General features: G+C 70.0%; 19 protein-coding genes and 1 pseudogene. 14 read left to right on the forward strand and 6 right to left on the reverse strand.

Annotation, left to right across the window (positions count from 1 at the left end; all coding sequences use genetic code 11):
• Positions 1-109: 109 nt before the first annotated feature.
• Positions 110-418 carry a hypothetical protein gene (locus AB5J53_RS14750; protein ID WP_369246096.1) on the reverse strand — a complete coding sequence of 103 codons (309 nt, stop codon included), beginning with the start codon at positions 416-418 and terminating at the stop codon, positions 110-112.
• Positions 419-582: 164 nt separating this feature from the next.
• Here AB5J53_RS14750 and AB5J53_RS14755 point away from each other — a divergent pair, with 164 nt between their 5' ends.
• The 9 genes from AB5J53_RS14755 to AB5J53_RS14795 all read left to right on the forward strand — a co-directional run bounded on the left by AB5J53_RS14755 (position 583) and on the right by AB5J53_RS14795 (position 10,142).
• Positions 583-942, forward strand: a complete 360-nt coding sequence (locus AB5J53_RS14755) for an arsenate reductase family protein (protein ID WP_369246097.1) — start codon at positions 583-585, stop codon at positions 940-942.
• 147 nt (positions 943-1,089) lie between these two features.
• The gene (locus AB5J53_RS14760; RefSeq protein ID WP_369246098.1) at positions 1,090-1,761 is read left to right on the forward strand and encodes a hypothetical protein; all 672 of its coding nucleotides are present in this window, start codon (positions 1,090-1,092) and stop codon (positions 1,759-1,761) included.
• Positions 1,762-2,133: 372 nt separating this feature from the next.
• A complete protein-coding gene (gene glnII / locus AB5J53_RS14765) occupies positions 2,134-3,162 on the forward strand; it encodes a glutamine synthetase (RefSeq protein ID WP_369246099.1) in 1,029 nt (342 codons plus the stop codon).
• An 82-nt stretch (positions 3,163-3,244) separates the two neighbouring features.
• Positions 3,245-4,165, forward strand: coding sequence for a hypothetical protein (locus AB5J53_RS14770; RefSeq protein ID WP_369246100.1), 921 nt, complete (start codon positions 3,245-3,247; stop codon positions 4,163-4,165).
• A gap of 329 nt (positions 4,166-4,494) precedes the next feature.
• Entirely contained in the window at positions 4,495-5,073 is a 579-nt protein-coding gene (locus tag AB5J53_RS14775; RefSeq protein WP_369246101.1) for a winged helix-turn-helix domain-containing protein, read from the forward strand.
• Positions 5,074-5,181: 108 nt separating this feature from the next.
• On the forward strand, positions 5,182-6,162 hold the full coding sequence (locus tag AB5J53_RS14780) for an SDR family oxidoreductase (RefSeq protein ID WP_369252233.1): 981 nt from the start codon (positions 5,182-5,184) through the stop codon (positions 6,160-6,162).
• Positions 6,163-6,417: 255 nt separating this feature from the next.
• Complete coding sequence (locus tag AB5J53_RS14785) at positions 6,418-7,689, forward strand: sensor histidine kinase (protein WP_369246102.1); 1,272 nt, start codon at positions 6,418-6,420, stop codon at positions 7,687-7,689.
• Positions 7,674-8,330 (forward strand): LuxR C-terminal-related transcriptional regulator, encoded by a 657-nt coding sequence (locus AB5J53_RS14790; protein WP_369246103.1) that lies wholly within the window; start codon positions 7,674-7,676, stop codon positions 8,328-8,330. The genes AB5J53_RS14785 and AB5J53_RS14790 overlap by 16 nt, the downstream gene beginning before the upstream one ends.
• 258 nt (positions 8,331-8,588) lie before the next feature.
• Positions 8,589-10,142, forward strand: coding sequence for a DUF1996 domain-containing protein (locus tag AB5J53_RS14795; protein WP_369246104.1), 1,554 nt, complete (start codon positions 8,589-8,591; stop codon positions 10,140-10,142).
• Positions 10,143-10,226: 84 nt separating this feature from the next.
• Here AB5J53_RS14795 and AB5J53_RS14800 read toward each other — a convergent pair whose 3' ends face one another.
• Positions 10,227-10,685: a hypothetical protein gene (locus tag AB5J53_RS14800; protein ID WP_369246105.1), complete on the reverse strand. Its 459-nt coding sequence runs from the start codon at positions 10,683-10,685 to the stop codon at positions 10,227-10,229.
• Positions 10,686-10,841: 156 nt separating this feature from the next.
• On the opposite strand from AB5J53_RS14800, the gene AB5J53_RS14805 reads away from it, so the two are divergent.
• Both AB5J53_RS14805 and AB5J53_RS14810 read left to right on the forward strand, forming a co-directional pair.
• Positions 10,842-11,342 (forward strand): tetratricopeptide repeat protein, encoded by a 501-nt coding sequence (locus AB5J53_RS14805; protein WP_369246106.1) that lies wholly within the window; start codon positions 10,842-10,844, stop codon positions 11,340-11,342.
• Positions 11,343-11,392: 50 nt separating this feature from the next.
• Positions 11,393-13,324: a hypothetical protein gene (locus AB5J53_RS14810; protein ID WP_369246107.1), complete on the forward strand. Its 1,932-nt coding sequence runs from the start codon at positions 11,393-11,395 to the stop codon at positions 13,322-13,324.
• A gap of 36 nt (positions 13,325-13,360) precedes the next feature.
• On the opposite strand, the gene AB5J53_RS14815 is transcribed toward AB5J53_RS14810, so the two are convergent.
• A complete protein-coding gene (locus tag AB5J53_RS14815) occupies positions 13,361-14,872 on the reverse strand; it encodes an FG-GAP-like repeat-containing protein (protein ID WP_369246108.1) in 1,512 nt (503 codons plus the stop codon).
• Positions 14,873-15,043: 171 nt separating this feature from the next.
• Between AB5J53_RS14815 and AB5J53_RS14820 the strand changes: the two genes are divergently transcribed.
• The 3 genes and pseudogenes from AB5J53_RS14820 to AB5J53_RS14830 all read left to right on the forward strand — a co-directional run bounded on the left by AB5J53_RS14820 (position 15,044) and on the right by AB5J53_RS14830 (position 17,759).
• Positions 15,044-15,949 carry a metal-dependent hydrolase gene (locus AB5J53_RS14820; protein ID WP_369246109.1) on the forward strand — a complete coding sequence of 302 codons (906 nt, stop codon included), beginning with the start codon at positions 15,044-15,046 and terminating at the stop codon, positions 15,947-15,949.
• Positions 15,949-17,001: pseudogene (locus tag AB5J53_RS14825) on the forward strand (2Fe-2S iron-sulfur cluster-binding protein); the annotation flags it as partial. The gene AB5J53_RS14820 and the pseudogene AB5J53_RS14825, both read left to right, overlap by 1 nt.
• 56 nt (positions 17,002-17,057) lie before the next feature.
• A complete protein-coding gene (locus tag AB5J53_RS14830) occupies positions 17,058-17,759 on the forward strand; it encodes a TetR/AcrR family transcriptional regulator (RefSeq protein WP_369246110.1) in 702 nt (233 codons plus the stop codon).
• A 3-nt stretch (positions 17,760-17,762) separates the two neighbouring features.
• Here AB5J53_RS14830 and AB5J53_RS14835 read toward each other — a convergent pair whose 3' ends face one another.
• The 3 genes from AB5J53_RS14835 to pulA form a co-directional block, all read right to left on the reverse strand.
• Positions 17,763-18,116, reverse strand: coding sequence for a 5-carboxymethyl-2-hydroxymuconate Delta-isomerase (locus AB5J53_RS14835; protein WP_369246111.1), 354 nt, complete (start codon positions 18,114-18,116; stop codon positions 17,763-17,765).
• A gap of 79 nt (positions 18,117-18,195) precedes the next feature.
• The gene (locus tag AB5J53_RS14840; protein ID WP_369246112.1) at positions 18,196-19,809 is read right to left on the reverse strand and encodes a SpoIIE family protein phosphatase; all 1,614 of its coding nucleotides are present in this window, start codon (positions 19,807-19,809) and stop codon (positions 18,196-18,198) included.
• A 77-nt stretch (positions 19,810-19,886) separates the two neighbouring features.
• Positions 19,887-25,277 carry a pullulanase-type alpha-1,6-glucosidase gene (gene pulA, locus AB5J53_RS14845; protein ID WP_369252235.1) on the reverse strand — a complete coding sequence of 1,797 codons (5,391 nt, stop codon included), beginning with the start codon at positions 25,275-25,277 and terminating at the stop codon, positions 19,887-19,889.
• Between the last annotated feature and the right edge of the window lie 88 nt (positions 25,278-25,365).

Here is a 25,365-nt window from a genome sequence, read left to right on the forward strand (position 1 = left end):
CGCGGGGAACTGCGCGGCAAGCCCCCACCACCCGCAGCCGAAAGGCTGGTACGGGACGGGTAGGGGCGGAGGGGGCGAAACACCGCCCTGGCGCCCCGCCCCCACCCGCTCAGCGCGAGTACCTCATCAACGCCCGCACCATGTGGCACGTGGTGTCCGACGGCGGGTGGACGCCGATGAGTTCCGCGGTGCTGCGTATCTTCTCGTTGCGAGCCTGGTTCGGCATGTAGACACCGGAGTCGAGCAGAGCGATCGCAAGGCGCAGCGCCTTGAGCCGGCGATTGTGCGTGACATACCACTCGCGGGGACGCCCCGGCGGCAGCGGGCGCTTCTCCACGGGCTCGTACGGCAGGTCCAACAGGACCGCCCTCTTGGACGTGGACTGAGTCGGCAGCGGCTTCAGTGCGGCAGCGGGCACAGGCATCCTCCTGTCGCGGTCAGGGCCCCGTCCGGACCCCCCGGCGGCACCCTCGAACACTGCTTCTATTCTACTGCCGACCACTGACAAAAGCCGCTGGCCACAAGGGCTTTGGGGGTGCCGTGACACCAGCAGAAGAGGGTGTCTCACGTAACGTGTGCGGCATGGAGATCTGGATCAACCCCGCCTGTTCGAAGTGCCGCAGCGCCCTGAGCCTGCTCGACGCGGAGGGCGCCGACTACACGGTGCGCCGCTACCTGGAGGACGTACCGACCGAGGACGAGATCCGCGGCGTACTCGATCGCCTCGGACTCGAACCGTGGGACATCACACGGACCCAGGAAGCCGTCGCCAAGGAGCTGGGGCTCAAGGAGTGGGCCCGGGACGCCGGTTCGCGGGACCGGTGGATCACGGCACTGTCCGAGCACCCCAAGCTCATCCAGCGGCCGATCGTCACCGCGGACGACGGGACGGCGGTCGTGGCGCGCACGGATGAGGCGGTACGGGACGCATTGGCCCGTTAGGCGCACCGGAAGCCCCGGAGTCCCCGACCGGAGTCGGCAACTCCCGTGTGACCTACCTTACTTCAGTGACTCCTGTAACTATTGAGTAACCCCGTTCGGTATCTCGTACATAGCGACGTACCGCTCCCCCTCACCCAGGAGGCGCGCATGTCGCGTAGGAGAACTCTCAGCACCAAGAAGAAGCTCGCACTGCTGGTCAGCGCCGCGGCCGTGGCCGGAGGCGGGGCCTTCGCCCTGGCCGCCACCTCGAACGCGGCGTCGGTGCAGAACGCGCAGAGCTCGACGGTCTGCAAGGGCCTTGCCACCGCGCTCGGCAACAACCAGAAGTTCATCGACGGCCAACGGGCCAAGCCCGACGCGCAGTCGGCGGCCCGGATCGCCAACCGCGAGGCCGTCATCGCACAGATCAAGGTCCAGCAGGAGGCGTCGGGCTGCACGGTCGGGGAGTCGGCTCAGGACTCCCAGGCCGGCACGCAGCCCGCGCAGTCGGCTCCGGCGGCGTCGGCTCCGGCGCAGTCCGCGCCCGCGCAGAGCGCACCCGCGGACAACGCCGGTGGCGGCGCTGCCACCGGCCAGCAGGTCTGTGCTGGTTCGACCGTCACGCTCTCCGGTGAGGGCGGCGCCCCGGCGGCGTCCAGCAACCAGTTCCCGGCCGGGACGAAACTCAAGGTCACGAACCTGGACAACAACAAGTCCACGACCGTGGAGGTCACCTCGGTCTCCGGCAGCTGCGTCCTGCTGAACAACGCGGCGTTCGAACAGGTCCGGGAGCCCGGCAAGTTCCTGATCCGCAAGGCCCGTATCGAGAAGGTGGGGTGACAGCCGGCAGTCCGGTACACCCTCGTCGGCCCTGTCGCTCCCCGCCGGGAGCAACAGGGCCGACGCGTGAGAATTCGCCCGTATCGCGCTCACTCTCATCGCATACGAGCCGTCGCTCGGCGAAGCAGCGGGACCAACGGGATCGGCCCGGCCGCCGATCGCGGTCGCGAACGCTCTCGCGCAAACACTCCCGTTGGGAACGGGTGAGTGAGAACGGGCACACACAGCCCAGGTAACACGGGGTTCACATTCGGGCAATGATCGGGAAATCGCCTGTTGACAGGCTGCCGGGCATCCCCAGCGGCGCCCCAGTGCCGCAGCGCCGCAGCACCCGCAAGTGCGACTGAAGACCCACCCCGAAGGATGTGGCCCGTGACCTTCAAGGCTGAGTACATCTGGATCGACGGCACCGAGCCGACGGCCAAGCTCCGTTCGAAGACGAAGATACTGGCCGACGACGCCAAGGGTGCCGAGCTGCCGATCTGGGGCTTCGACGGGTCCTCCACGAACCAGGCCGAGGGTCACGCCTCCGACCGCGTACTCAAGCCGGTCGCCACCTTCCCGGACCCGATCCGCGGCGGCGACGACGTGCTCGTCATGTGCGAGGTCCTGAACATCGACATGACGCCGCACGAGTCCAACACGCGTGCCGCGCTGGCCGAGGTCGCGGAGAAGTTCGCCACGCAGGAGCCGATCTTCGGCATCGAGCAGGAGTACACCTTCTTCGAGGGCGACCGCCCGCTCGGCTTCCCCGTCGGTGGCTTCCCGGCCGCGCAGGGTGGCTACTACTGCGGCGTCGGCTCCGACGAGATCTTCGGCCGTGACGTCGTCGAGGCCCACCTGGAGAACTGCCTCAAGGCGGGTCTGGGCATCTCCGGCATCAACGCCGAGGTCATGCCCGGCCAGTGGGAGTTCCAGGTCGGCCCGCTGGCGCCGCTGGAGGTCTCCGACCAGCTGTGGGTGGCCCGCTGGCTGCTCTACCGCACCGCCGAGGACTTCAAGGTCTCCGCGACCCTCGACCCGAAGCCGGTCAAGGGCGACTGGAACGGCGCGGGCGCGCACACCAACTTCTCCACCAAGGCGATGCGCGAGGGCTACGACGCGATCATCACCGCGTGCGAGTCGCTGGGCGAGGGCTCCAAGCCGATGGACCACGTCAAGAACTACGGCGCGGGTATCGACGACCGTCTGACCGGTCTGCACGAGACCGCCCCGTGGAACGAGTACTCCTACGGCGTCTCCAACCGCGGCGCCTCGGTCCGTATCCCGTGGCAGGTCGAGAAGGACGGCAAGGGCTACATCGAGGACCGTCGCCCCAACGCCAACGTCGACCCGTACGTGGTGACGCGTCTGCTCGTCGACACCTGCTGCACCGCCCTGGAGAAGGCCGGCCAGGTCTGATCCGTCCTGCTTGAGTGAGGGGCGTCCACCGTCGCGGTGGGCGCCCTCTCGCGTTGTCAGTGGCGCGTGCCATGGTGTGCCCATGGAGATCGACGAGTCCCTCGCCATCAAGGTCGAGACGGAGAACTGGCAGACGCACGCGCGGATTTCGGCGGAGCAGCTGCGCGAGCTGGTGCGCCGGATCGGGGGCGAGGACGACCACTATCTGGTCGTGCAGCGGATACCGGATCTTCCCGACGTGTTCGCGCAGGTGTGGCACGAGGAGGGCGGGGACTACCGGCTGGAGCACCGGTCCGGCGAGGACGAGTTCTTCGGTACGAACCTCACGGACCCCGGCCGGGTGGCGGACCTCCTGACGGGCTGGGCGCTGCAGGAGGCCGGCTGGGGCGCGGGCGTCGCGTGGGAGCCGGTCGGCCTCGGGCCCCGGGAGGACGTTCCGGAGCTGCCGGACGAGGTGCGGCAGAAGGTCGAGGAGCGCGTGCGGACGCGGCTGCGCTGCGGCTACGACAGCCGGAAGGTGCTGGCCGAGATCGCCGAGGACCATCTGGTCGACGGCGACGACCGGCCGGTGTCGCGCGCTCAGGCGTCGCGGCTGGTGGACCGGTTGTGGCTGGACCGGCTGGCCGAACAGGAGACCTGGGAGGGCGTCACCGATCCGGAGCGGCTCACGCGCGCCTTCGAGACGCTGGAGGCGAGCGGCATCACAGCCCGGGAGAACTTCACCTGCTGCCGCGGGTGCGGCCTGGCGGAGATAGGCGCGGAACGGGAGGACGCGCGCGGTTTCGTCTTCTTCCACCAGCAGGTCACGGAGCACGCCGCCGACGGGTACGGACTCGCCCTCCACTACGGCGGGTTCGACGAATCGGCCCAGACCACGACGGCCGTCGGACACGAGATCGTCACCGCGCTCACCACCGCCGGGCTGTCCACGGAGTGGGACGGGAATCCGGACAAGGCGATCGAGGTCACCTCGCTGACCTGGCACAAACGACTGGTGGGGTGAGGTGCGCAACGCCAAGTTCACGCCAAGGAAGCGTCCGACCCGTGAGAGGAGTCTCCTGCCCGGCTCCGGCTTCTGCTTCAATGGGGTCATGGCCAGCTTTCAGAAGTACACCGCGACGGGTCGCCATGACCTCGAGCCCTTCTGGCCTTCCCGTCAGCACCACGACTTCGACCGGGTGTGTTGCCGCGCGATGAACGCGCCGGCCCTCTAAAGCCGTACACCCCGGCCTTCGGCCAGCGCGCACGACGTACGTCCTCGACGGCCCCGACCACGAACTCGCGGTCGTCGACCCTCCCGACGAACTTCTCGCGCGAAAGAGCTGACCTCTCATGGCGACCACTCGTTCCTTCTCCTCCGTCGCGACCGCTCCTACCCCGTCCTCCTCACCGTCCCGGCATCGACTCCGTGCCGTCGACCGGGACGAGGTGGTCGACGTCGCCGACTTCCTGCCGCCGGGCGCCACCTGGCTGCCCGCTCCCCAGCACGCCCTGCCCGTACTGCCGGGGCAGCCGCCGATGATCGGCTACCTGGTCCTCGTACCGGCCGACCAGCAGCCCGTGCTGCCGGTCGCCGTGCCGGACCGGCCCGAGCCGGCGGCGGCCGCCGCCGGTGACGACCCGCTCGTCCGCGTCGACGCCGTGCAGCGCACCGCCGAGGTGGACGGCCGGCCGCTCGACCTCACCTACCTGGAGTTCGAGCTGCTCGCGCATCTCGTCGCACACCCGAACCGGGTGCACACCCGCGACCAGCTGGTCACCACGGTGTGGGGCTACGGGCACGTGGGCGACGGGCGGACCGTCGACGTCCACGTGGCGCGGCTGCGGCGCAAGCTCGGGGCACAGCACCGGCAGGCGATCCAGACCGTGCGGCGCGTCGGGTACAAGTACGCGCCGTCGATGGGGCGTTGACCGTGCGCCACGGCTGAGAGCCCCTCGCGGCGGATCTTCTGTCAGCAGATTGCGGTTCCGTCCGGTGGGGTGCCCGTGCAGAGTCGTCGTATGACACGGAGACTTCTGATGCTGGGCGGTACGGAGTTCGTGGGGCGGGCTGTCGCGGAGGCGGCGCTCGGCCGCGGCTGGGACGTGACCGTCTTCCACCGCGGGCGGCACGAACCCCCCAGTGGGGTGCGGTCGTTGCACGGTGACCGCACCGCGCCCGACGGGCTCGCGGCGCTTGCCGAAGGTGAGTGGGATGTCGTCGTCGACACCTGGTCGGCGGCGCCGCGGGCCGTCCGGGACACGGCGCGGCTGCTGGCCGGCCGGGTTTCTCGCTACGTGTACGTGTCGAGCTGCTCCGTGTACGCGTGGGCGCCGCCCGCCGGGTACGCCGAGGACGCGCCCCTCGTGGAGGGGGCGGTCGCTGATGCGGAGCAGACCGACTACGCGCGGGACAAGCGCGGCGGGGAGCTGGCGGCGCTCGACGCCTTCGGCGCCAAGGGGTCGCTGCTGGTGCGGTCCGGGTTGATCCTCGGGCCGTACGAGAACATCGGGCGGCTGCCGTGGTGGCTGAACCGGATCGCGCGGGGTGGTCCCGTTCTCGCGCCCGGGCCGCGTGATCTGCCGCTCCAGTACGTCGATGTCCGTGACCTCGCCGAGTGGGTTCTCGGGGCCGTGGAGGCGGGGCTGGGCGGAGCGTACAACCTCGTGAGTCCGCGGGGGCATACGACGACGGGTGGTCTCCTCGACGCGTGCGTTCGGGCCACTGGGGCCCAGGTGGAGCTCCGGTGGACCGAACCCGACGTCGTGCTCGGCGCCGGGATCGAGCCGTGGACACAGTTGCCGGTGTGGGTGCCGCCCGGGAGTGACCTCCATGACGCCCTTCACACGGCGGATGTCTCCCGGGCGGTCGGGGCCGGGCTCCGGTGCCGGCCCGTCTTCGAGACCGTCGCCGACACGTGGGACTGGCTCCAGAGCCTCGGCGGGGTTGCGCCCCAGCGTCCCGATCGGCCGACAGTGGGGCTGGACCCGGCGGTCGAGGCGAAGGTACTCGGGGCGTGACCTTGAGTTTCTCGCCCCCTCCGCCCCTACCCGTCCCGACCAGCCTTTCGGCTGCGGGTGGGTAAAAGGGGCGCGGGGAACTGCGCGATCTTTTAGGGGGGTCTGGGGGCGCAGCCCCCAGGTACGGGAATGGGCAGGGGCGGAGGGGGCGAAAAAACCGCCCGGACCGGCAGCAGAGGGGTGCTGTTAGCACCACCCCCGGCCGGGGTGCCCAGCCCAGTGACCAGGCCGGGCTGGTCGGTGAGACTGAGGGGTATGGAGACGGAGAGTGGCGGGGTTCGGGGGCGAGGGCGCGCGGCCGTCGTGGCCGGGGTGCGGGCGCTCGGGGTCGCCGTGGCGGGGCTGGCCGGATCGATCACCCTGTTCGTGCTGGCCGTCGTGTCGATCGCCCTGGTGCCGCTCGGCATAGGAATCGTCACGACACCCTGGGTGCTGAATGGCGTGCGGGCCTTCGCGAACGCACGGCGGATCGTCGCCGCCGAGTGGTGCGGGGTGAGGATTCCGGCCGCGTACCGGCCGGTCCCCGAGGGGGCCAACCCCTGGACGCGGTGTTTCGGAATGCTGTCAGACCCCGCCACTTGGCGGGATCTGGGCTGGCTGCTGGTCGACATGACCGCCGGGTTCGTCACCGCGTTGCTGCCCGCCGCGCTGGTCTTCTACCCGGTGGAAGGGTTCGCGCTCGCCCTGGGACTGTGGCGGGTCTTCACGGACGGCACATATGTCGGGTGGTGGTACGGCTTCGTCCCGGTCTCGGGGCAGGGATCCGCCCTCCTCGCCGGCGCCCTCGCCGCCGTACTCCTCGTCGGCGCCTACTATCTCTCCCCGGCCCTCCTGCGCCTCCACTTCCAGCTCACCCGCTCGGTGCTCGCCTCCGGTCAGGGCGAACTCGCCGAGCGGGTGCGCGTGCTGACCGAGACCCGGCGCGACGCCGTCGACACCTCGGCGGCCGAACTGCGGCGCATCGAGCGGGACTTGCATGACGGCGCGCAGGCGCGGCTCGTCGCGATGGGCATGGATCTGGGGACCGTCGAGGCGCTGATCGAGAAGGACCCGGCCAAGGCGAAGGAGCTGCTCGCCCAGGCCCGGCAGTCCTCCGCCGACGCGCTCACCGAGCTGCGGGATCTCGTCCGGGGCATCCATCCGCCCGTGCTCGCCGAGCGTGGACTCGGCGATGCCGTAAGGGCGTTGGCCCTGCGGCTGCCCCTCGCGGCCGAGGTGGACGTCAGCCTCCACGGCCGCGCGGAGGCGCCCGTCGAGTCCGCCGCCTACTTCGCCGTCAGCGAGGTCCTCACCAACTCCGTCAAGCACTCCGGCGCCGACCGCGTCTGGGTCGACGTCCACCACGCCGACGGCATGCTGCGCATCGCGGTCACCGACAACGGCAAGGGCGGCGCGCGGATCGGCGCGGGCTCGGGCCTGGCCGGAGTCGAGCGGCGACTCGGTACATTCGACGGCGTCCTGGCCGTCAGCAGCCCCGCGGGCGGTCCCACCATGGTCACCATGGAGATCCCTTGCGCGTTGTCCTAGCCGAAGACCTGTTCCTGCTGCGCGACGGACTGGTCCGGATGCTCCAGGCGTACGACTTCGAGATCGCCGCGGCCGTCGAGAGCGGGCCCGAACTCAGCCGTGCGCTGGCCGAGTTGGAGCCGGACGTGGCCGTGGTCGACGTACGGCTGCCGCCCTCGCACACGGACGAGGGGCTGCAGTGCGCGCTTCAGGCCCGGCGCAACCGGCCCGGGCTTCCGGTGCTCGTGCTGTCGCAGCACGTGGAGCAGTTGTACGCACGCGAGCTGCTGGCCGACGGCACGGGCGGGGTCGGCTATCTGCTCAAGGACCGGGTGTTCGACGCGGAACAGTTCATCGACGCCGTACGACGGGTCGCGGCGGGCGGTACGGCGATGGACCCGCAGGTCATTCAGCAGCTGCTGTCGCGCCGGTCCACCGTCGACCAGCCGCTCGGGCGGCTCACCCCGCGCGAGCTGGAGGTGCTCGAACTGATGGCGCAGGGACGGTCGAACGCGGCGATCGCCGCCCAACTCGTGGTCACGGAGCGGGCGATCGCGAAGCACACCTCCAACATCTTCGCCAAGCTGGGCCTGGAGGTCTCGGACGACGACAACCGACGCGTCCTCGCGGTGCTCGCCTATTTGGATCAGGGCGCCCGTTGAAATGGGATCAGGCACGAGGGATCACAGATGATGGATCAGGTCGCTGAATATCAGTCAAAAACCGTCGGCAAACCTGATTTGGGAGATCAACTCCCGGAGAAACGCGGGCTTCTGAGCCCATTGTGCCGGAATTGACCTCACGAACTTCTAAGATTTTCCGAGGTTTCTGAACGCCTCACCTGCCCCCTGCGTATGGAATGGAGCCGCTTCACTCCTGTCGGGCGCCTCGCTGCCCCGCAAGGAAGTCAGAGGAGTTCCATGGGACGCAACATACGAAAACGCCGTTCGCCGCTGGCCGTTCGCGCCGTTGCCGCGTCGGCAGCTCTCGCGATCGGCGGGGGCGGGCTGATCTGGGCGAATTTCTACGCCTCGGCACACGAGGAGAACAACTCCCCCAACACCACGAAGGCCGCCGCCGCTCAGGTGGCCACGATCAGCTGCCCCGATGTCGGGCAGAAGCTTTCCGACGTGCCGAACCAGGCGCGCACGGAGGTCGACGGCGAGCTCGCCACGCTCGACCAGCAGATCACCGACGCGTACCAGCGCCTGGCCACCACGCGGGACGCACAGGCCAGAGACGCCAGTTTCGTCCAGAATTCCGTGCTCGGGCCGCTCAAGGACCGGCGCGCGGCGATCATCGACCGGATCCAGCTGGAGATCACCCGGGTCGGCGGCACCGCACCGGACTCGCTGGACGGTCTCGCCACCTGTACCGGAACCACCGCCGACCAGGCCCAGACCAACGCGGGCGGCGGCTGGAACAACAACGGCGGCCAGAACAACGGCGGCGCCACGGCCAGCGCGGCCCCGAGCGCCTCGGCCAGCCAGCCCGCCGGCAACGGCGGCCAGCAGAACGGTAATGGCGGTCAGCAGGCCGGCAATGGCGGTCAGGCCGGAAACGGTCCCGTAGCCGCCGACTTCGTGGACATCACGAAGGTCCAGCCGAATGTCGCCCAGAAGGCCCGGACCCGGGCCGGCGGCTCGTCCGGCACATTCACGACCCTGTGCGGTGTGAACGCCAACAAGAAGTTCAACACCGACAACGTGATCGTGGCGCCCGGTGTGACCAACGGCGCGCACCACCTGCACGATTACGTCGGCAACCAGTCGAACGACGCGTTCGCCAACAACGACACGTTCGCGGCGGCCCAGACCAGCTGCCAGAACCAGGGCGACAAGTCGTCGTACTACTGGCCGGTCGTGCGTATCCAGAACGGTACGCAGGACTTCGACCAGAACAACGACGGCGGTGGCAAGGAAGGCAACGTCGGCGCGATCCAGCAGGTCAAGCAGGCGCAGATCAAGTTCGTCGGTAACCCGAAGAGCAAGGTCGTCGCGATGCCGAAGTTCCTGCGGATCATCACCGGTGACGCGAAGACCACGACCAACGGCCTGGCGAACGCCAACGCCCACTGGAGCTGCACCGGCTTCGAGAACAAGGTGCAGCTGACGACGCAGTACCCGATCTGCCCCCAGGGCAGCAGTGTGGTGCGCTCGTTCAAGTTCCAGAGCTGCTGGGACGGCCAGAACATCGACAGCGCGAACCACCGTACGCACGTGGCCTTCGCCGACGCCCAGGGCAACTGCGCCAACGGCTTCAAGGCGATCCCACAGCTGACGATGCGCCTGGTGTACAACGTGCCGGCGCCGACCATCCAGAACGGGCAGGTCAAGAACGCCTACGCGGTGGACGGCTTCCCGGAACAGCTCCACAAGCCGGCCACCGACCACGACGACTTCATCAACGTCTTCGACGAGAACCTGATGAACAAGGTGGTCAACTGCATCAACAACGGCCAGCGCTGCAAGTAGTAGTGCCCCACTGATGAAGGCCGGTGGTGGGATCTCCCACCACCGGCCTTCGTCAATTCGGAAAGACCCCCAAGTCCTGCGCGGTCAGCCGCTGTGGTGACCGGAGTGCTCGGTCTCGGTTCCCCCACCACCGCTACTCCCCGAGTGGTGCGAGGCCCCCTCCTCCACGGTCCCGCCGAGCTGGCCGCGCAGCGTCGCGACCATCTTCTGGTCGCCCACGGCGACCCACTTGGCGCCGACGAGGTAGGAACCGCCGTAGTCCTTGGCGCCGTTGAGCCACTCGCGCTGGCCGCGGTCGGTGGCGAAGGTCGCCAGGATGAACTTCCCGTCGCTGATCTTGCAGACGCCCTGGCGGATCTCGTCGGCGTCCGTCTGGATGTCCGGCTTGCACTTCACCTCGGCCGCCAGGTCCTCCAGGCTGCCGGTCGCGGTGGCCGGCACCTTGTCGTCGGTGGCCGCCTTGTCGCCCGATCCGCCGCAGCCGGTCAGCGCCAGCAGGGCCACGGCCGCCACGGGCAGAAGCTTCTCGCGTGTCAACCTCATACGTTCCTCCGGTACCTGTCGGCGCTCACGCCGATAAGAGCCCCGGCGGGGACTCTGCCTTCGATACGGCTCCCGGGCGCCCCGTGCTCAATCGACCGCTGTTCGGCGGCGTGAAGCCGAAGCCACCGGGGGCACAGGTGTGCGAGGGTGTCCCACGTGAACGAAGACTGGGAAGAGCGTACGGCGGCCGCCTGGGCCACGTTCGACGACTATGAGGAAGCGGACGCGGCGGACTTCCGGGCGGTGATCGACGCGCTGGTGGCCGAACTGCCCGCCGACAGCCCTCTCAGGCCGTTCGAGCAGGCCAGCGCCTGGGACTCGACGGGCCACTCGGACAAGGCCGCGCCCCTGTACCGCGAGGCGCTCGCACGCGGCCTCAGCGGCTACAAGGGCCGGCGCGCCAAGATCCAGCTCTCCAGCTCGCTGCGGAACATCGGACAGGCGGACGAGGGGGTCAAGCTCCTCACCCCGGAGCTCGACGCACCCTCCGACGAGTTGGACGACGCGATACGCGCCTGTCTCGCCCTCTGCCTGTCCAGCCTGGGCCGCGACCGCGAGGGCCTCTCCCTCGTCCTCGGCGCCCTCGCGCCCCATCTGCCGCGCTACCAGCGGTCGATGGCGAACTATGCACGGCTGCTCGTGGAGCCCGAGGAGTAACTCTCCGGGGGAACAGGTGACCATCCACCGATTCGCTCGTTTTGCTGAACGTGCAGTCACAGGATGTAGCCCCGCGCCCCGCACCCGCCTCCGGACCGGTCGTCGACGTCGAGCAGGCCGAGGCCGCGCTCGTCGAGCACTATCCGCGGCTGGTCCGGCTCGCCTATCTGGTGCTGCCGCCGAGCCTCGGCCGCAACCGCCGGGTGCTGACCGCGCACGCCCTCACCCAGCGCGCACTGCCCCGGGGCCGTACGTCCGGTGACGCGTCGGTCATCCCGGCCCAGCAGACCGCCGACGGCCGCGACGGCGACCCGGGCTACACCTTCGTACGCCTCCAGGTGGTACGTACGGCCCTGGAGGCGGGCCTGCCGCTGAAACGGCGGGCGTGGCCCAAGCGGTCCCAGCTTCCGCCGCTGCTGCCCCAGGTGTGGGGCCTCAGGCTCTTCCCGCGCTCGGGCGGTGCCGACGAACTCGCCCTGGACCAGCGGTTGTCCGCGCTCTCCGCGCCCGCCCGCGCGGCGTATGTGCTGCGCGGGCTGGAGAAGCTGTCCGACGCGGACGTACGGAAGGTGCTGACGGCGGTGGGGGTCGGGGACCCGCGTGCGGCGCTCGCCGAGGCCGGTGGTGTCGAGGCCCAGGACTCCCTCCTCGACTCCCCCGAGTTCGACCCCTGTTCACTGCACGCCCGGCCCACCGACCTGATGCGGCGCAGGCAGCACATGAAGGCCGCGCTCGCCGCCACCGCGGCGGTGGCCGTGTGCGGCGCTCTGCTCGGCCTGCCCGGCGACGGGTGGGGCCCCGACGGCGCCGCGGCACCCTCGTACGCGCAGAATCCGGCGGCCGAAGCCGCCCTGAATCCAGCCCGGTTGACCAGGGTGGCGGCCACGGCCTGGGAGTCCTCCGCGCGCACCGACTTCTCCGTGTGGCCGGCCCGCGGCAACCTCGTCAAGGACACCGCACTGCTGCGCCGCGCCCTCGCCGTGTGGGCCCGGCCCGGCGAGTCCGTGCAGGTCTCGGCGACGCCCGGCACCCCGTCGGGCGCCCCGCCCGGACCGCCGCAGCTGCTGTACGCGGGCGATGTCGACCAGGCGCGAGTGGTGATCCTGTACGACGGTCTGCGCATCGCGCGGTACGCCGAGCCGAAGGACGGCACGAGCGGGGCGGCCCTCGACTTCGCGCGCGTCGACGGGGCGAGGGGGGCCGAGGCGGACGCGGTGGTCCTGGACCGGGCCGACGGCAACGTCCGTTATCTGACGGCTCCTTGGGTGACCAAGGCCGCCGAGCGAGACTTGCTGAAGCCGTCCTCCGGAGCGATGGACCTCACCCTCTCGGCCGACGGCGTCACCTCCCCGCTGGCCAGCCCGGCCCAGCGGACCGGCGCCTGCGCCTCGTGGAACGTGCTCCAGCTGAAGGACGGCAAGGGCACCCACCTGATGACCGACCTCGGCGAGCTGACCCCGGCCCACCTCACCTCGGGCCGCCCCTCGGCACCCCGCGAGACGTCCGGCGCCGCGGCCCTGCGCAACTGGTCGCCCTTCGCCTGCTCCCTCGCCTCCGTGCGCTCCCAGGGCGTGCGGTCCGTGAACGCCTGGCAGTACGCCGAGCAGCCGCTGCCCGACGCGAGCGGCAGCGCCGAGTGGGTGTGCACCCGGGCCGACACCTGGCGGGGCGGCGGCACACGGGTGCTCGCCCAGTTCCACACCCCGGGCAGCGCGTACGGGGCGGTCGCCGCGAAGGCCGAGAACTCCCCCGCGTGCGGCTCGCGCGACCCCCACGTACTGGCCGGGGTGCTGTGGAAGTCGGCGTCGGGGTCCTGGTACCTGCTGGCGGCGGGCAGCCGGGACACCGACGCGATCCGGGCGACGGGCGGGGCGCGCGGGGCGTCCCAGGGCAACCTGCTGGCCGTACGGACCAAGCAGGGCGTGCAGGCGGGCCTGAAGGGGACGCTGAGCGACGGCAGGCAGATCAGCGGACTGCGCTAGTCGCGGCGCGTCGCGGCCTTCAGGCCCGGCCGTTCGTCAGCGGTTGAAGGACTTGCCCACCTCGAACATGCTGGTGTCCGCGAAGCCGAGGCTGGTCGGCGGGAAGGCCTTGGAGCCCGTTGCCGTGGTGCCCGTGGCGCTGCCCGGGAACGCCCACAGACCGCCGGTGTAGCCGTCCGCGCCTCCGGGGTGGACGGTGAAGACGCCGATCAGCGCGTCGGCGCGGCCGTCGCCGTTGACGTCGGTGGCCTTGGCGCTGCTGCCGAAGCCGCCGTACCGGATGGACTCGCCGGGCACCCCCGGCGTGTTCTGGGTGAACGCAGTGGCGCCGCTGCCGGTCAGCCCGCCGGGGCCGCCGCGCAGGACGGTCACCTTGCCGGGGTCGGACAGGTTGCTGTGGTTCTCGCCGGGGCTGGTCGCGATCACGTCCAGGTAGCCGTCCGCGTTGACGTCCCCGACGGCGACCTGCTTGCCGAAGTGGTCGGATCCGACGTCGGAGTTGCTGTCGGGCACACCGGGCGTGTCCTGGCTGAAGTGGACCGGCTTGCGAGCCGGGTCCTGGCCGTTCGTGCCGCCGTAGACAACGAGGAACTCGCCTTTGTGGTCCAGGGCGAAAGGCTGCGGGACGACCACGTCGTCGCGGCCGTCGCGGTCCAGGTCGCCGATGGCCAGGCGCTCGCTCTCGCGGTGGTTGATCTGGCTGCCGCCCGCGTCCTTGAGCACGCCGATGTCCGTGAGTCCCCCGGAGCCGCCGCGCAGCACATGGATCCCCTGCGTCGTATCCAGCGTTCCGGTGTCCCACGACACCAGCAGGTCGGTCACACCGTCGCCGGTCAGGTCCCCCGTGGCCAGCATGGTCTCGGCGTAGTAGGGCGTACCGGTGGCGACTCCCAGCGGCTTGCGGGACGCGGCCGAACCGGTGCGGGTGAAGGGGCCGAGCAGCAGCGTTCCGGCCTCGCCGCCGCGGCCGTTGCCGACCACCAGGTCCCGCTTGCCGTCACCGTTGAAGTCGCCGGAGGCGAGGTCGATGCCGACCAGTTGGCGATCGGCCGTGGGGGTGCCGAGCTTGACGGTGGTGCCACCGTGGTGGGTCAGGCCGTCGGGGCCGCCCCAGATCAGCGTCACCTGGCCGGCGTCGGTCCAGGTGGTGTCGCCGGAGACATAGCCCTCACGGGGGGCCGACACGGCCAGGTCGGCGTAGCCGTCGCCGTCGAAGTCGCCGGTCGTGGAGGCATGGCCGAACCAGTCGACGGACTCGGCGGTGCCGGGCACCCCGGCGGTGTTCTGGGTGATCAGCTTGCGGTGTGTGCTGCTCAGGCCGCTCGCCGAGCCGTAGAGCACCATCGCCGCGCCGCTCAGGTGCCGTGTCGACGTGGAGTGGAACGGCAGATTGAGGACGACGTCGCGGTAGCCGTCGCCATTGAAGTCGTCGGCGAGCTGCTGGGCCGGGGCCGCGGTGGCCTCGGGCGAGGTGGTCAGCGCGAGACCGCCGGCGGCGAGCGCGGCCGTGGCAGCACAGGCGAGGACACGTCTGAGGGGCAGGTGCACCGAAGGGTCTCCTGTTGGCGTTCGTGCGGGTTGGCGCGTAAGTGACCTGTGTGCCGTGGATTTGGTTGTACGGAACCCATGAGTCCGTCTCCGCAAACCCCCGCCGCACGCCTGCGAGTCCGTCGCTGCATGAGGGTTCCCCACGGACTTACCCGTCAGTACATTGACACCATGTCTAACAAGCAGGCCCGGCTGCCCCGGCCCGTCGAGTCCGAGCGGATACCGCTCAAGGCCCGGAAGGTGTCGTTCTCCTGGGAGGACACGCCGCTGCACTGGGTGCCGGAGGACCCCTTCGCCACGCACACCATCAATGTGCTGCATCTGCTGCTGCCGGCCGGCGAGCGCTGGTTCGTGCATGTGTACAAGCAGGTGCTGCCCTACATCCGGGACGAGCGGCTGCGCGAGGACGTCATCGGGTTCATCGGCCAGGAGGCCATGCACTCGCAGGCGCACGACGAGGTACTCCCCCGCCTCAAGGAACTCGGCCTGGACCCGACGCCGTACACCGCCCAGGTCGACTGGCTCTTCGAGAAGCTGCTCGGCGACCGCACGCTGCCGCCGGGCAAGGCCCGGAGGTGGTGGCTGATGGAGCGGGTCGCCATCATCGCGGCCATCGAGCACTACACGGCGTTTCTCGGCAACTGGGTCCTGAACGCCGAGGAGCTGGACCGGCGCGGCGCCGACCCGACCATGCTGGACCTGCTGCGGTGGCACGGCGCGGAGGAGGTCGAGCACCGGTCCGTGGCGTTCGAGCTGTTCATGCACGTCGACGGGAGCTACCGGCGGCGCGCGCGGACCTGGGCGACCGCGTTCACGGCGCTGGTCTTCCTGTGGCAGCGCGGGGCGCGGTTCTTCATGGAGAACGACCCCACTCTGGCGGCGGGCAGGGCGAGCTTCAAGGACTTCTACCTGAGCGGGAAGCAGGGCGTGCTGCCGTCGACCGGGGACATGCTCAAATCCATACCCCGCTACCTCAGCCGCGCCTATCACCCGTCGCAGGAAGGGTCGACCGAGCAGGCCGTCGCCTATCTCGCCACCTCCCCGGCGGCGACCGCGGCGGACCGGAGGGTGGCCTGATGCCCCGGCTGCGGACCGTCGTGGCCGTCGCCGGTGCGGCCCTGCTCGTCAGGCGCGCCATGCGCCGCCGGATCGAGGCCTCGCCGCTGTGGCCGCTGCCCGCCCTGGAGAACCCCGTCTCCGGCCGGCCGCGTTCCCGGGCGCTGCGGCTGCTGGTCGCCCGGCACGAGCGGGTTGCCGACGGGGTCGTACAACTGCGCCTGGAGGGGCGGGACTTGCCGGGCTGGGAGCCGGGCGCGCACCTCGATCTGGTGCTGCCGTCGGGGCTCGTACGGCAGTACTCGCTGTGCGGGGACACGGAGGACACCTCGTCGTACACCGTCGCGACCCGGCTGGTCGAGGACGGCCGGGGCGGCTCGCGCGAGGTCCACGAGCAGGTGCGGGAGGGCATGGAGGTCGAGGTGCGCGGGCCGCGCAATCGGTTCGCCCTGGTGGACGCTCCCGCGTACGTCTTCGTGGCCGGCGGCATCGGGATCACTCCGATCCTGCCGATGCTGCGGGCTGTCCAGCGGGACGGCGCGGACTGGCGGTTGTTGTACGGCGGGCGCACGCGGGACTCGATGCCGTTCCTGGAGGAGATCGAGAAGCTTCGGGGCGGCAGTGTCATCGTCGTCGCCGAGGACGCGGACGGACGGCCGGACCTCGACGCGCTGTTCGCGGACGTTCCCGAGGGCGCGGCGGTCTACTGCTGTGGTCCGGAGGGGCTGATGCGGGCGGTCGAGACCCGCGTCCCGGAGGCGGCGACACTCCACGTGGAGCGTTTCTCACCGCACACGTCGAGCGAGGGCAACGGCGCCTTCGAGGTCGAACTGCGCCGCAGCGGACGTACGGTGACCGTTCCCGCCGACTCCACCGTGCTCGCCGCCGTACGGGCACAGCTGCCGGGCACCGTCTACTCCTGCGAGCAGGGATTCTGCGGAACCTGCCAACAGCGGGTCCTGGAAGGGGAGATCGAGCACCGGGACGAACTGCTGACGGACGCGGAGCGTGGTGACTCGATGCTGATCTGTGTTTCGCGGGCGCGCGGTGAGCGAATCGTGTTGGACATGTGAACATCCGTGGCCGGACCGGCCCGTTCCGGGCCGGATCCGATCGGTAAGGTGTTCGTATGACAACCGGGGTACGCCGCAGGATGGGTGTCGACGAGCGGCGGCAGCAGTTGATCGGCGTCGCCCTCGAACTGTTCAGCCGACGCTCGCCCGACGAGGTCTCCATCGACGAAATAGCCTCGGCCGCGGGCATCTCGCGGCCGTTGGTCTACCACTACTTTCCGGGCAAACTCAGCCTGTACGAGGCGGCGTTGCAGCGCGCGTCGGACGATCTCGCGAGCCGGTTCGTGGAGCCCCCGGAAGGCCCGCTGGGGGCGCGGCTGCTGCGGGTGATGCGCCGGTTCTTCGACTTCGTGGACGACCACGGGCCCGGTTTCGCCGCGCTGATGCGAGGCGGCCCCGCGGTCGGCTCGTCCACCACCAACGCGCTGGTCGACGGCGTACGGCAGGCCGCGTACGTCCAGATGCTCTCGCATCTGAAGGTCGAGAACCCGCCCGCCCGTCTGGAGCTGGTGATCCGCTCCTGGATCTCGCTCGTCGAGTCGACGGCGCTGATCTGGCTGGACGGGCGGCGGATTCCGCGCGGCGAGCTGGAGGTGCAGCTCGTGCACGACTTCGCGGCGCTGGCGGCGGTGAGCGCCGCGTACGACGAGGAGTTGAGCGAGGTGCTGCGCAAGGGGCTCAAGGACGAGCCGGGCGACGGGCCGTTCAGCGACCTCGTCGTCCGGCTGATCGCACTGGCCTCACCACCGGCGGCGTAAGAACTACGCCTCGAACTTCCGGTACGACGGGTCGAGGTCGCGCACCTCGGCGGACACGTGCAGCGCCAGCCCGTCGGTGGGCTCGATGTACTTGCGCAGCAGCTCCAGCGCGGACTCGGTGAGCCGTGCCTTGGTCTCGTCGGTTCGACCGGCGAGCAGGGCGATCGTGACGTTGACGATCGCCTGCCCGTCCGGTTCCCCTCCCACCACGTCGTCCTCGGTCCGCAGGGTCCGCGTCTTGCACGCCTCGAGCCGCGCGGCCGCGGTCTCCACGACCACGGGGTGCAGCTCGAGCGCGAACCCGCGCCAGTCGACGTGGTCGAGCGCCGAGGAGAACTCGACGGTGATCTGCGGCATGGGCACTCCTGTTCCAGGGATCTCCCGATCACCCTAACCGCAGTGCGCGAAGGTCACCCCAGCCGCAGCGCGCGAACTCTCACCCCAGCCGCAGCGCCAGCAGCGCGATGTCGTCCTCCCTGTCCTGGCCGAAGCAGTGCAACAAGGTGTCGCAGAGGGCGGCCGTGCCGCGCGGTGCGGCGGCCCCGGCGGTGCGGAGCTGCTCCATGGAGACCTCCAGGTCCGTGCCGCGGGTCTCGATGAGGCCGTCGGTGACCATGAGGAGCCGGTCCGTGGGCGTCAGGACGACTTCGGAGGGCGTAGGGCGGTCCAGGCCGAGGCCGAGCAGCGGGCCGCCGGCCTCGACGTAGTCGGCGGTGCCGCCGTCGTCGACGATCAGCGGCGGGATGTGGCCCGCGTTGGCGATCCGGGCCCGCCCGCTCGCCGGGTCGACCAGGGCCAGACAGACGGTGGCCGTGACGTCGGGGTGGTAGTGCTGCAGCATCCGGTCGAGCCGCCGGGCCAGTACCCCGGGGTCGCAGTCCTCGACGCAGTAGGCGCGCAGCGCGTGCCGGATCTCGACCATCACGGTGGCCGCCTCCAGCGAGTGTCCGACGACGTCGCCGACCGCGGTGAGCACCCCGGTCGAGGTGCGCAGCGCCGCGTAGAAGTCGCCGCCGATCTCGGTCTGCCGGGAGGCGGGCACATAGCGGACCACGACGTCGACGCCCGGCATCTCGGGCAACTCCTGGGGCAGGAAGCTGTGTTGCAGGGTCAGCGCGACATGGCGTTCCGCCTGGTACATGAGCAGCGGCTCGGCGGCCAGTGCGGTGGCGCGGGCGAGCCGGGCCACCAGGGTGTCGGCCTCCGGCGCCGCGTCGCGGTCGGCGTGCGCGGGTGTGGCCAGGCACACCGGCGTCCTGCCGTCCTGGGTCCGGGCCATCACGAGCCGCGCGTCCTCGGACGCGCCGGGCCGGAAGAAGCCCGCGGGCCACAGCGGGGCGGGTACCACGGTGCGGCGCAGTCCGGTGCGCCCGGCCGTGGCGTGCCGGATCAGCCGGGCCACGGCCTCGTGCGCACCGCGGTCCGGCAGCGCCGCACGCACCCTGCTCCGGGACATTCCGCGGTACAGCTCGCCGTCCTCGGCCAGGACGAACACGGCGGCGGGCGAGCCGGTGAGCCGGGCGGTGCCCTCGGCCGCCGCGTCGGCGAGTTCCCGCAGGCAGCGCGCCGTCTGTACGGTGGCGATCGTCTCCGACAGCAGTGTCAGCCGTCGTACCAGGGTCTCGGCTCCCGTGCGCATTCTGGCTCCGCGCACCGCGGCCCGTACGACCGCCTGGATCTCCTCGGGTTCCGCGGGCACCGCCAAGTACCCCTCGCCGCCCGCGTCCAGACCCCGGCAGCGGTAGGCGGGCCCGGCGGACACGGCGGAGAAGTGCACCACGGGCAGGGCGGCCATCGGCGGCTGCGCCTTGAGTCTGCGGCACAGCTCGAAGCCGTTCATGTCCGGGAGCCCGACGTCCACCAGCGCCACATCGGGGAGGGCGCCCGCGCGCAGCCGTACGTCGAGTTCGACCAGCGCCTCACCGGCGCTGGCCACGGGGACGACACTGTGCCCGGCGCGGCTGAGCACGGCGCCCAGCGCGTAGCGGTTGGCCGCCGTGTCGTCGACCACCATGACGGTGGACTCGGTGTCGGTGTCGTTGCCTTCCATACGCACAGCCCCTCGGGGCACGGGTGATGGGGACAGGCCAGGGTGTTCTGGCCTGCCCCCACCAAATTAGTGCGCTGTCACGAGGCCCGGGTGAAAACCGCCACCGTACGACCCGGAACGGCGAACGTGCCCGATTCAGCCACGTACGACGAGGGCTTGACGATAGGGTCCGCACCCGATGCCTGCACCGGATGCAGCGCGTACGCCGTCCCGGCCACGGCACCGATCGTCTGTTCCTGCTTCTCGGGCGTCGCGTTGAAGACGACGACCAGGTCACCGAGTTCCATGGTGATCACCCCTGGCGTCTCGTCCTTCCCGGACAGCGGGAAGGAGAGCTTCGACTGCACCTGGTCGGCCGTGCCGAGCCCGAAGACGCTCTCGCTCGAACGAATCTTCAGAAGCTCCTGGTACGCGGCCGAGGCCCCCTCGATCTGGTCGCAGCCCACCTTGACGGACTTCAACAGCGGTGTGGCGTAAGGCCACTTGGAGGCGTTGTCGGCCGCCATCGGCAGCCCACGCCCGAAGCCGTTGCCGTCCTGGCAGTTCCAGTGGATGGCGTTGAACCAGTCGCCGCTGTCGTAGGAGTTGCGGTCGAGCGACTTGGAGCGCAGCAGGTCCGAGCCCGCCTGGGAGAGGGCCGGGCCCTGCGAGAGGGTGGCCGTCGCCATGGCGAGGACCTGCATACGCGCCCGGTCGCCGGCGTTCGTCGTGGCGGGCAGCTTGTAGGTGAGCGCGTCGTACAGCGACTCGTTGTCGTGCGCGTCGGCGTACGCGAGCGCGTCACCCGGCGCGTCCGCGTATCCGGCGGGCTGGCCGTTGTAGTCGACCTCGGAGCCCTTGACCTCCTTGCCGTCGGAGTCCGTGAAGTGGTACTTCGCGAGGTTTCCGGTCAGGCCGACCTTGATGAGGTCCTGGTAGTGCAGGAGCCTCGCCTTCTGCTGCGCGGACGTTCCGTTGGCGGTCGAGGAGTTGGGGTCGGTGTAGAGACCGGACGCGAAGCCCTGGATTCCCGGGTCGCTGTCGAACGGGCCGCCGCCGCGTACGGCGTCACGTGCCCGGTCGGAGAAGGTCGCGATCCCGGTCCCCGCCATGTTCTTCTGGGTGGCCTGCACGAAGCGGGCGTCGTCGGCGACCTCGCCGAAGTTCCAGCCCTCGCCGTACAGGATGATCTTCTTGCCGTCGACGCCGTCCTTGTCGAGGGTGAGGGCGTCGAGGGCCTTCCTGACGGCCAGGATGTTGGCCTTGGGCTGGTGGCCCATGAGGTCGAAGCGGAAGCCGTCGACCTTGTACTCCTTGGCCCAGGTGACGATCGAGTCCACGACGAGCTTGCCCATCATGGCGTTCTCGGTCGCGGTGTTGGCGCAGCAGGTGGAGGTGGCCACGCTGCCGTCGGCCAGCAGCCGCTGGTAGTAGCCGGGCACCACCTTGTCGAGCACGCTCGTGTCGGCCTGGCCGCTCGCCGCGGTGTGGTTGTAGACCACGTCCATGACGACCCGCAGACCGTCCTCGTTCAGCGACTTGACCATCTTGCGGAACTCGACCGTGCGCCCGGTACCGTCGGGGTCGGTCGCGTACGAGCCTTCCGGCACCGTGTAGTGGTACGGGTCGTAGCCCCAGTTGTACGCGTCCTTCGCGGCGATCTTCGCCACGCACTCCTGCTGCTTCTCGGAGTCGGCCGCGTAGGAGGCGAGATCGCAGTCGGTGGTCGCCTGATCCGCCTTCTTCTCGGGGATGGTCGCGATGTCGAACGCGGGCAGCAAGTGCACATACGACGTACCGGACTTGGCCAGCTGCTTCAAGTGCCGGGAGCCGTCGCTGTCCTTGTCGGTGAAGGCGAGGTACGTGCCCTTGTCCTTCGCGGGAACGGTCTTGTCCGCCACCGAGAAGTCCCGGATGTGCAGCTCCTGGATCTGGGCGTCCTTCAGCGCCACGGCCTTGGGCTTCTTGAGGTTCGACCAGCCGCTCGGGGCCAGGGACTTGGCGCCGAGGTCGACGACCAGGCTGCGCTCGGAGTCGGCGGTCAGGGCCACCGAGTACGGGTCGGTGACCTTGTTGGTGACGAGCTTGTGGACGGTCGGCGCCCACACCTTCACGACGTACCGGTAGGGCTTGTTCGTCCAGGACTTCTTGCCGGTGACGGACCAGACGCCGGTGGTGTCGTTGCGCTTCATCTCTATGGCGGAGCCGTCCAGCTCCAGGGAGACGCTCTGGGCGGTGGGTGCCCACACGGCCAGCGTGGGACGGCCGTCCCGGAAGGTCGGACCGAGCTCCGCCTTCGTCGCGTCGTACAGATCGTCCAGTACGCCGGCGATCTGGACGCCCGTCGCCGCCAGCACCGCGCCGTTGGCGGACCTTTGCGAGGCGACGATCTGACCGCTCAGCGCCTCGCGCACCCGGTCGCGGTCGCGCGGGTCGACGGACCAGGCGGTGTAGTCCTTGAGGTAGGGGAACTTGGTCTTCTGGGCGTCGGTGAAGGTGCTCTTGGACAGGCGGAGCCAGCGCTCGTCGTCGCTGGTCAGCGTCCCGTCCTTCACCGCGATCGAGCCGTCGTGCGAGGAGAGGAGCTGCGTGGACACCGCCGCGTCGGAGCCGTTCCAGGCGACCGTGTTCCGGTCGATCCAGACCGCCTTGGACGTGGTCAGGTCGAGCGCGGCCGCGCTGCCCGCGGGCTGCGGGAGCAGATACTTCTCCTGGCCGTTCAACAGCCACACCTCGTAGCCGTTCGCCGAGAGGTCGAGCGACTGGTCGGCGGAGAGATCCTTCGCGTCGCCCTTGTGGATGATGTAACTGAGGCTGGTGGCACCCTCGGCGAGCGGCACCTCGAAGACGGCGCCATAGGCGTCGGTCTTCACCGGCTCCAGGGGCTTCGACCAGTCCGTGGGCGTCGCGGCGCCCGTCCAGACGTGAAGGCCCCAGCCCGTGTAGTCGCCGTCGGCGCGGTGGTAGTGGATGACCGCCTTGGTCTTGTCCTGCGCCGGATAGTCGGGCCGCTCGGTCTGTACGGCCTCCTTGCCCTGCTCGACCCAGACCTCACCGGTCTTGGTGACGTCGATCGTGCGGTCGGCGGCGACGTCCTTGTTGCCGTCCTTGTCGATGACGAGGAAGCCGACACTGGAGGCGCCCGGCTTCAACTTCACGTAGGCGAAGGCCCCGTAGGCGTCGCGGCCGATGAAGTCGTGGCCCGCGGGCCAGGTCGTCGACTCGCCGTCGGCGAGGTCGCCCCAGGCGTAGAGCCGCCAGTCGGTGTAGTCGCCGTCGGTGCGCTTGTAGTGGACGATCGCGTAGTCGCGCGAGGAGGCCGTCGGGACCTCTTCGGCGGGCGGGGTGCCACTCGTACTGGCGGCCGTCGCGCTGGAGGTGCGCCCGGCAGAGTCGATCACCACCGCCTTGTAGCGCAGGGCGGTTCCGGCCGGTACGTCCTTGCCGATGGCCTGGGTGACCTTGTACGGGGCGTGGTCGGCGGAGCCGAGGGTCTGCCACTTGCCGTTGCCGACCTGGGCGGCGAAGACGACACGGTTGAGCCGGCCGCCGTCGACGTCGGCGCTCAGTTCCACGGTGCCGGTGGCTCCCTCGGAGGGGGCCTTCAGCGTCAGCGAGGGCTTGGAGGCGGGGGCACCGAGCCTGCCCGCGGCCTTGAGGACGACCGCCGAACCGGCGGGCACGGTGACCGTGACCTTCTTGTCCGCGTCGCTCCTGACGGACGTGTCGGTCCCGTAGATCCCCCGGAACGTCATGTCGGCGGAACCGGTCGCGAACGTCGCCGTCTTCGCCTCGTCGGCGTTGTTGAGCGCGACGACGTACTCGGTCCTGTCGGTGCCCGTACGGGAGAAGGCGTACACGCCCGCGCCGTCGGCGGCGTACCGCTCCGTCTGGACGCCGTCCGTGAGGGCCGGGTTGTCCTTGCGGAGCTTGGAGAGAGCGCTGATCTCCTTGTAGAGCGGTGCACTCGTGTCGTACGCGTCACTCGCGTGCGTGCGAGCGGTGCCGATCTCGTCGTCGTCGAGGTAGTCGGCGACCTTCGAGGCGAACATCGTCTGGCGGGCGTCCTTGTCGCCGCCTGAGCCGGTGAAACCCTGCTCGTCGCCGTAGTAGACGACGGGGTTGCCACGGCTGAGGAACATCAGCTCGTTGGCGAGCTCGTCCTTCTTCACCAGCTCGGCGTCGGTCGCCTTCGGGTTGTCCTGGTTCAGGAAGTACCCGATGCGGCCCATGTCGTGGTTGCCGAGGAAGGTGACCTGCTCGTACGCGTTGGCCTTGTCGGTCGTGTACTTGTAGTCGTCACCGAAGACCGAGGCGAGCTTCTTGGCGCTGCCGCCCTGGGAGGCGTACGAGCGTGCCGCGTCCTGGAAGGGGAAGTCGAGCGTGGAGTCGAGGCGGCCCTGGGTGACGTACGGCGAAGTGATCGAGGTGTCGGCCGAGTAGACCTCGCCGAACATGAAGAAGTCCTTGCGCCCGTGCCGGGCGGCGTACGCGTCGAGGGCGGTGGCCCACTGCGTCCAGAACTCCATGTTCACGTGCTTCACGGTGTCGATCCGGAAACCGTCGATGTCGAAGTCCCTGACCCACTTCTCGTAGATCTTCTCCATGCCGCTGACGACCTCGGGACGCTCGGTCCACAGGTCGTCGAGGCCGGAGAAGTCGCCGTTCGTGGAGCTCTCGCCGGCGAAGGTGGAGTCGCCGCGGTTGTGGTACATGGTCGGGTCGTTCAGCCACGACGGAACCTTGGCGTTCTTCTTCGCGGCGGGCACGGTCGGCGTGCGGGGGAAGGAGTCGGCGTCGACGGCCGGGAACTTGGAGGTGCCGTCCGCGTAGTCGGCGTCGTCGAAGGGCACGCCGTCCTTGGTCAGATACGGGAAGGCACCCTTGGAGAGGTAGTCGTAGGACTTCTCCTCGTAGTCGACGACATCGGCCGTGTGGTTGGTGATGACGTCGAAGAAGACCTTCATGCCCTTGGCGTGGGCCTTGGAGATCAGCGTCTCCAAGTCCTTGTTGGTGCCGAAGTGCGGGTCGACCTGGGTGAAGTCGGTGATCCAGTAGCCGTGGTAACCGGCCGAGGCGTCCTTGCCGGTGCCCTGCACGGGCTGGTTCTTGAAGATCGGCGCCATCCAGATGGCGGTGGTGCCGAGCCCCTTGATGTAGTCGAGCTTCTTGGTCAGGCCCTTGAGGTCGCCGCCCTGGTAGAAGCCCTTGTCGGTGGGGTCGTAGCCGGTCGACAGGCGTGACCCGGTCAGGCCGCCCTCGTCGTTGGACGTGTCGCCGTTGGCGAAGCGGTCCGGCATCACGAAGTAGAACTGCTCGCGGGTGTCGTCGTGCCGGGACGGCTCGGCGGCAAGCTTCGCGTCGGACGGCGGTGCGGGCGGGGTGTCGGCCCGCGCGGCGAGGGGCTGCGCAAGCGATACGGCCAGAGCGGCGGCGAGGACGGCTGCGCGCAGCCTCAGACGGCGGCGCGCCGGCCCTCTCGGTATCAGGTCCACAGGTGTGAACTCCTAGCGATTACGGCGTATTCGGGTCCGACCCCGCGCTGCGTTCCGGCTTCGGTGCCGAACGCCCGCGTGA

Origin of the sequence: Streptomyces sp. R41 (assembly GCF_041053055.1) — a bacterium.
Classification (GTDB): Bacteria; Actinomycetota; Actinomycetes; order Streptomycetales; family Streptomycetaceae; genus Streptomyces.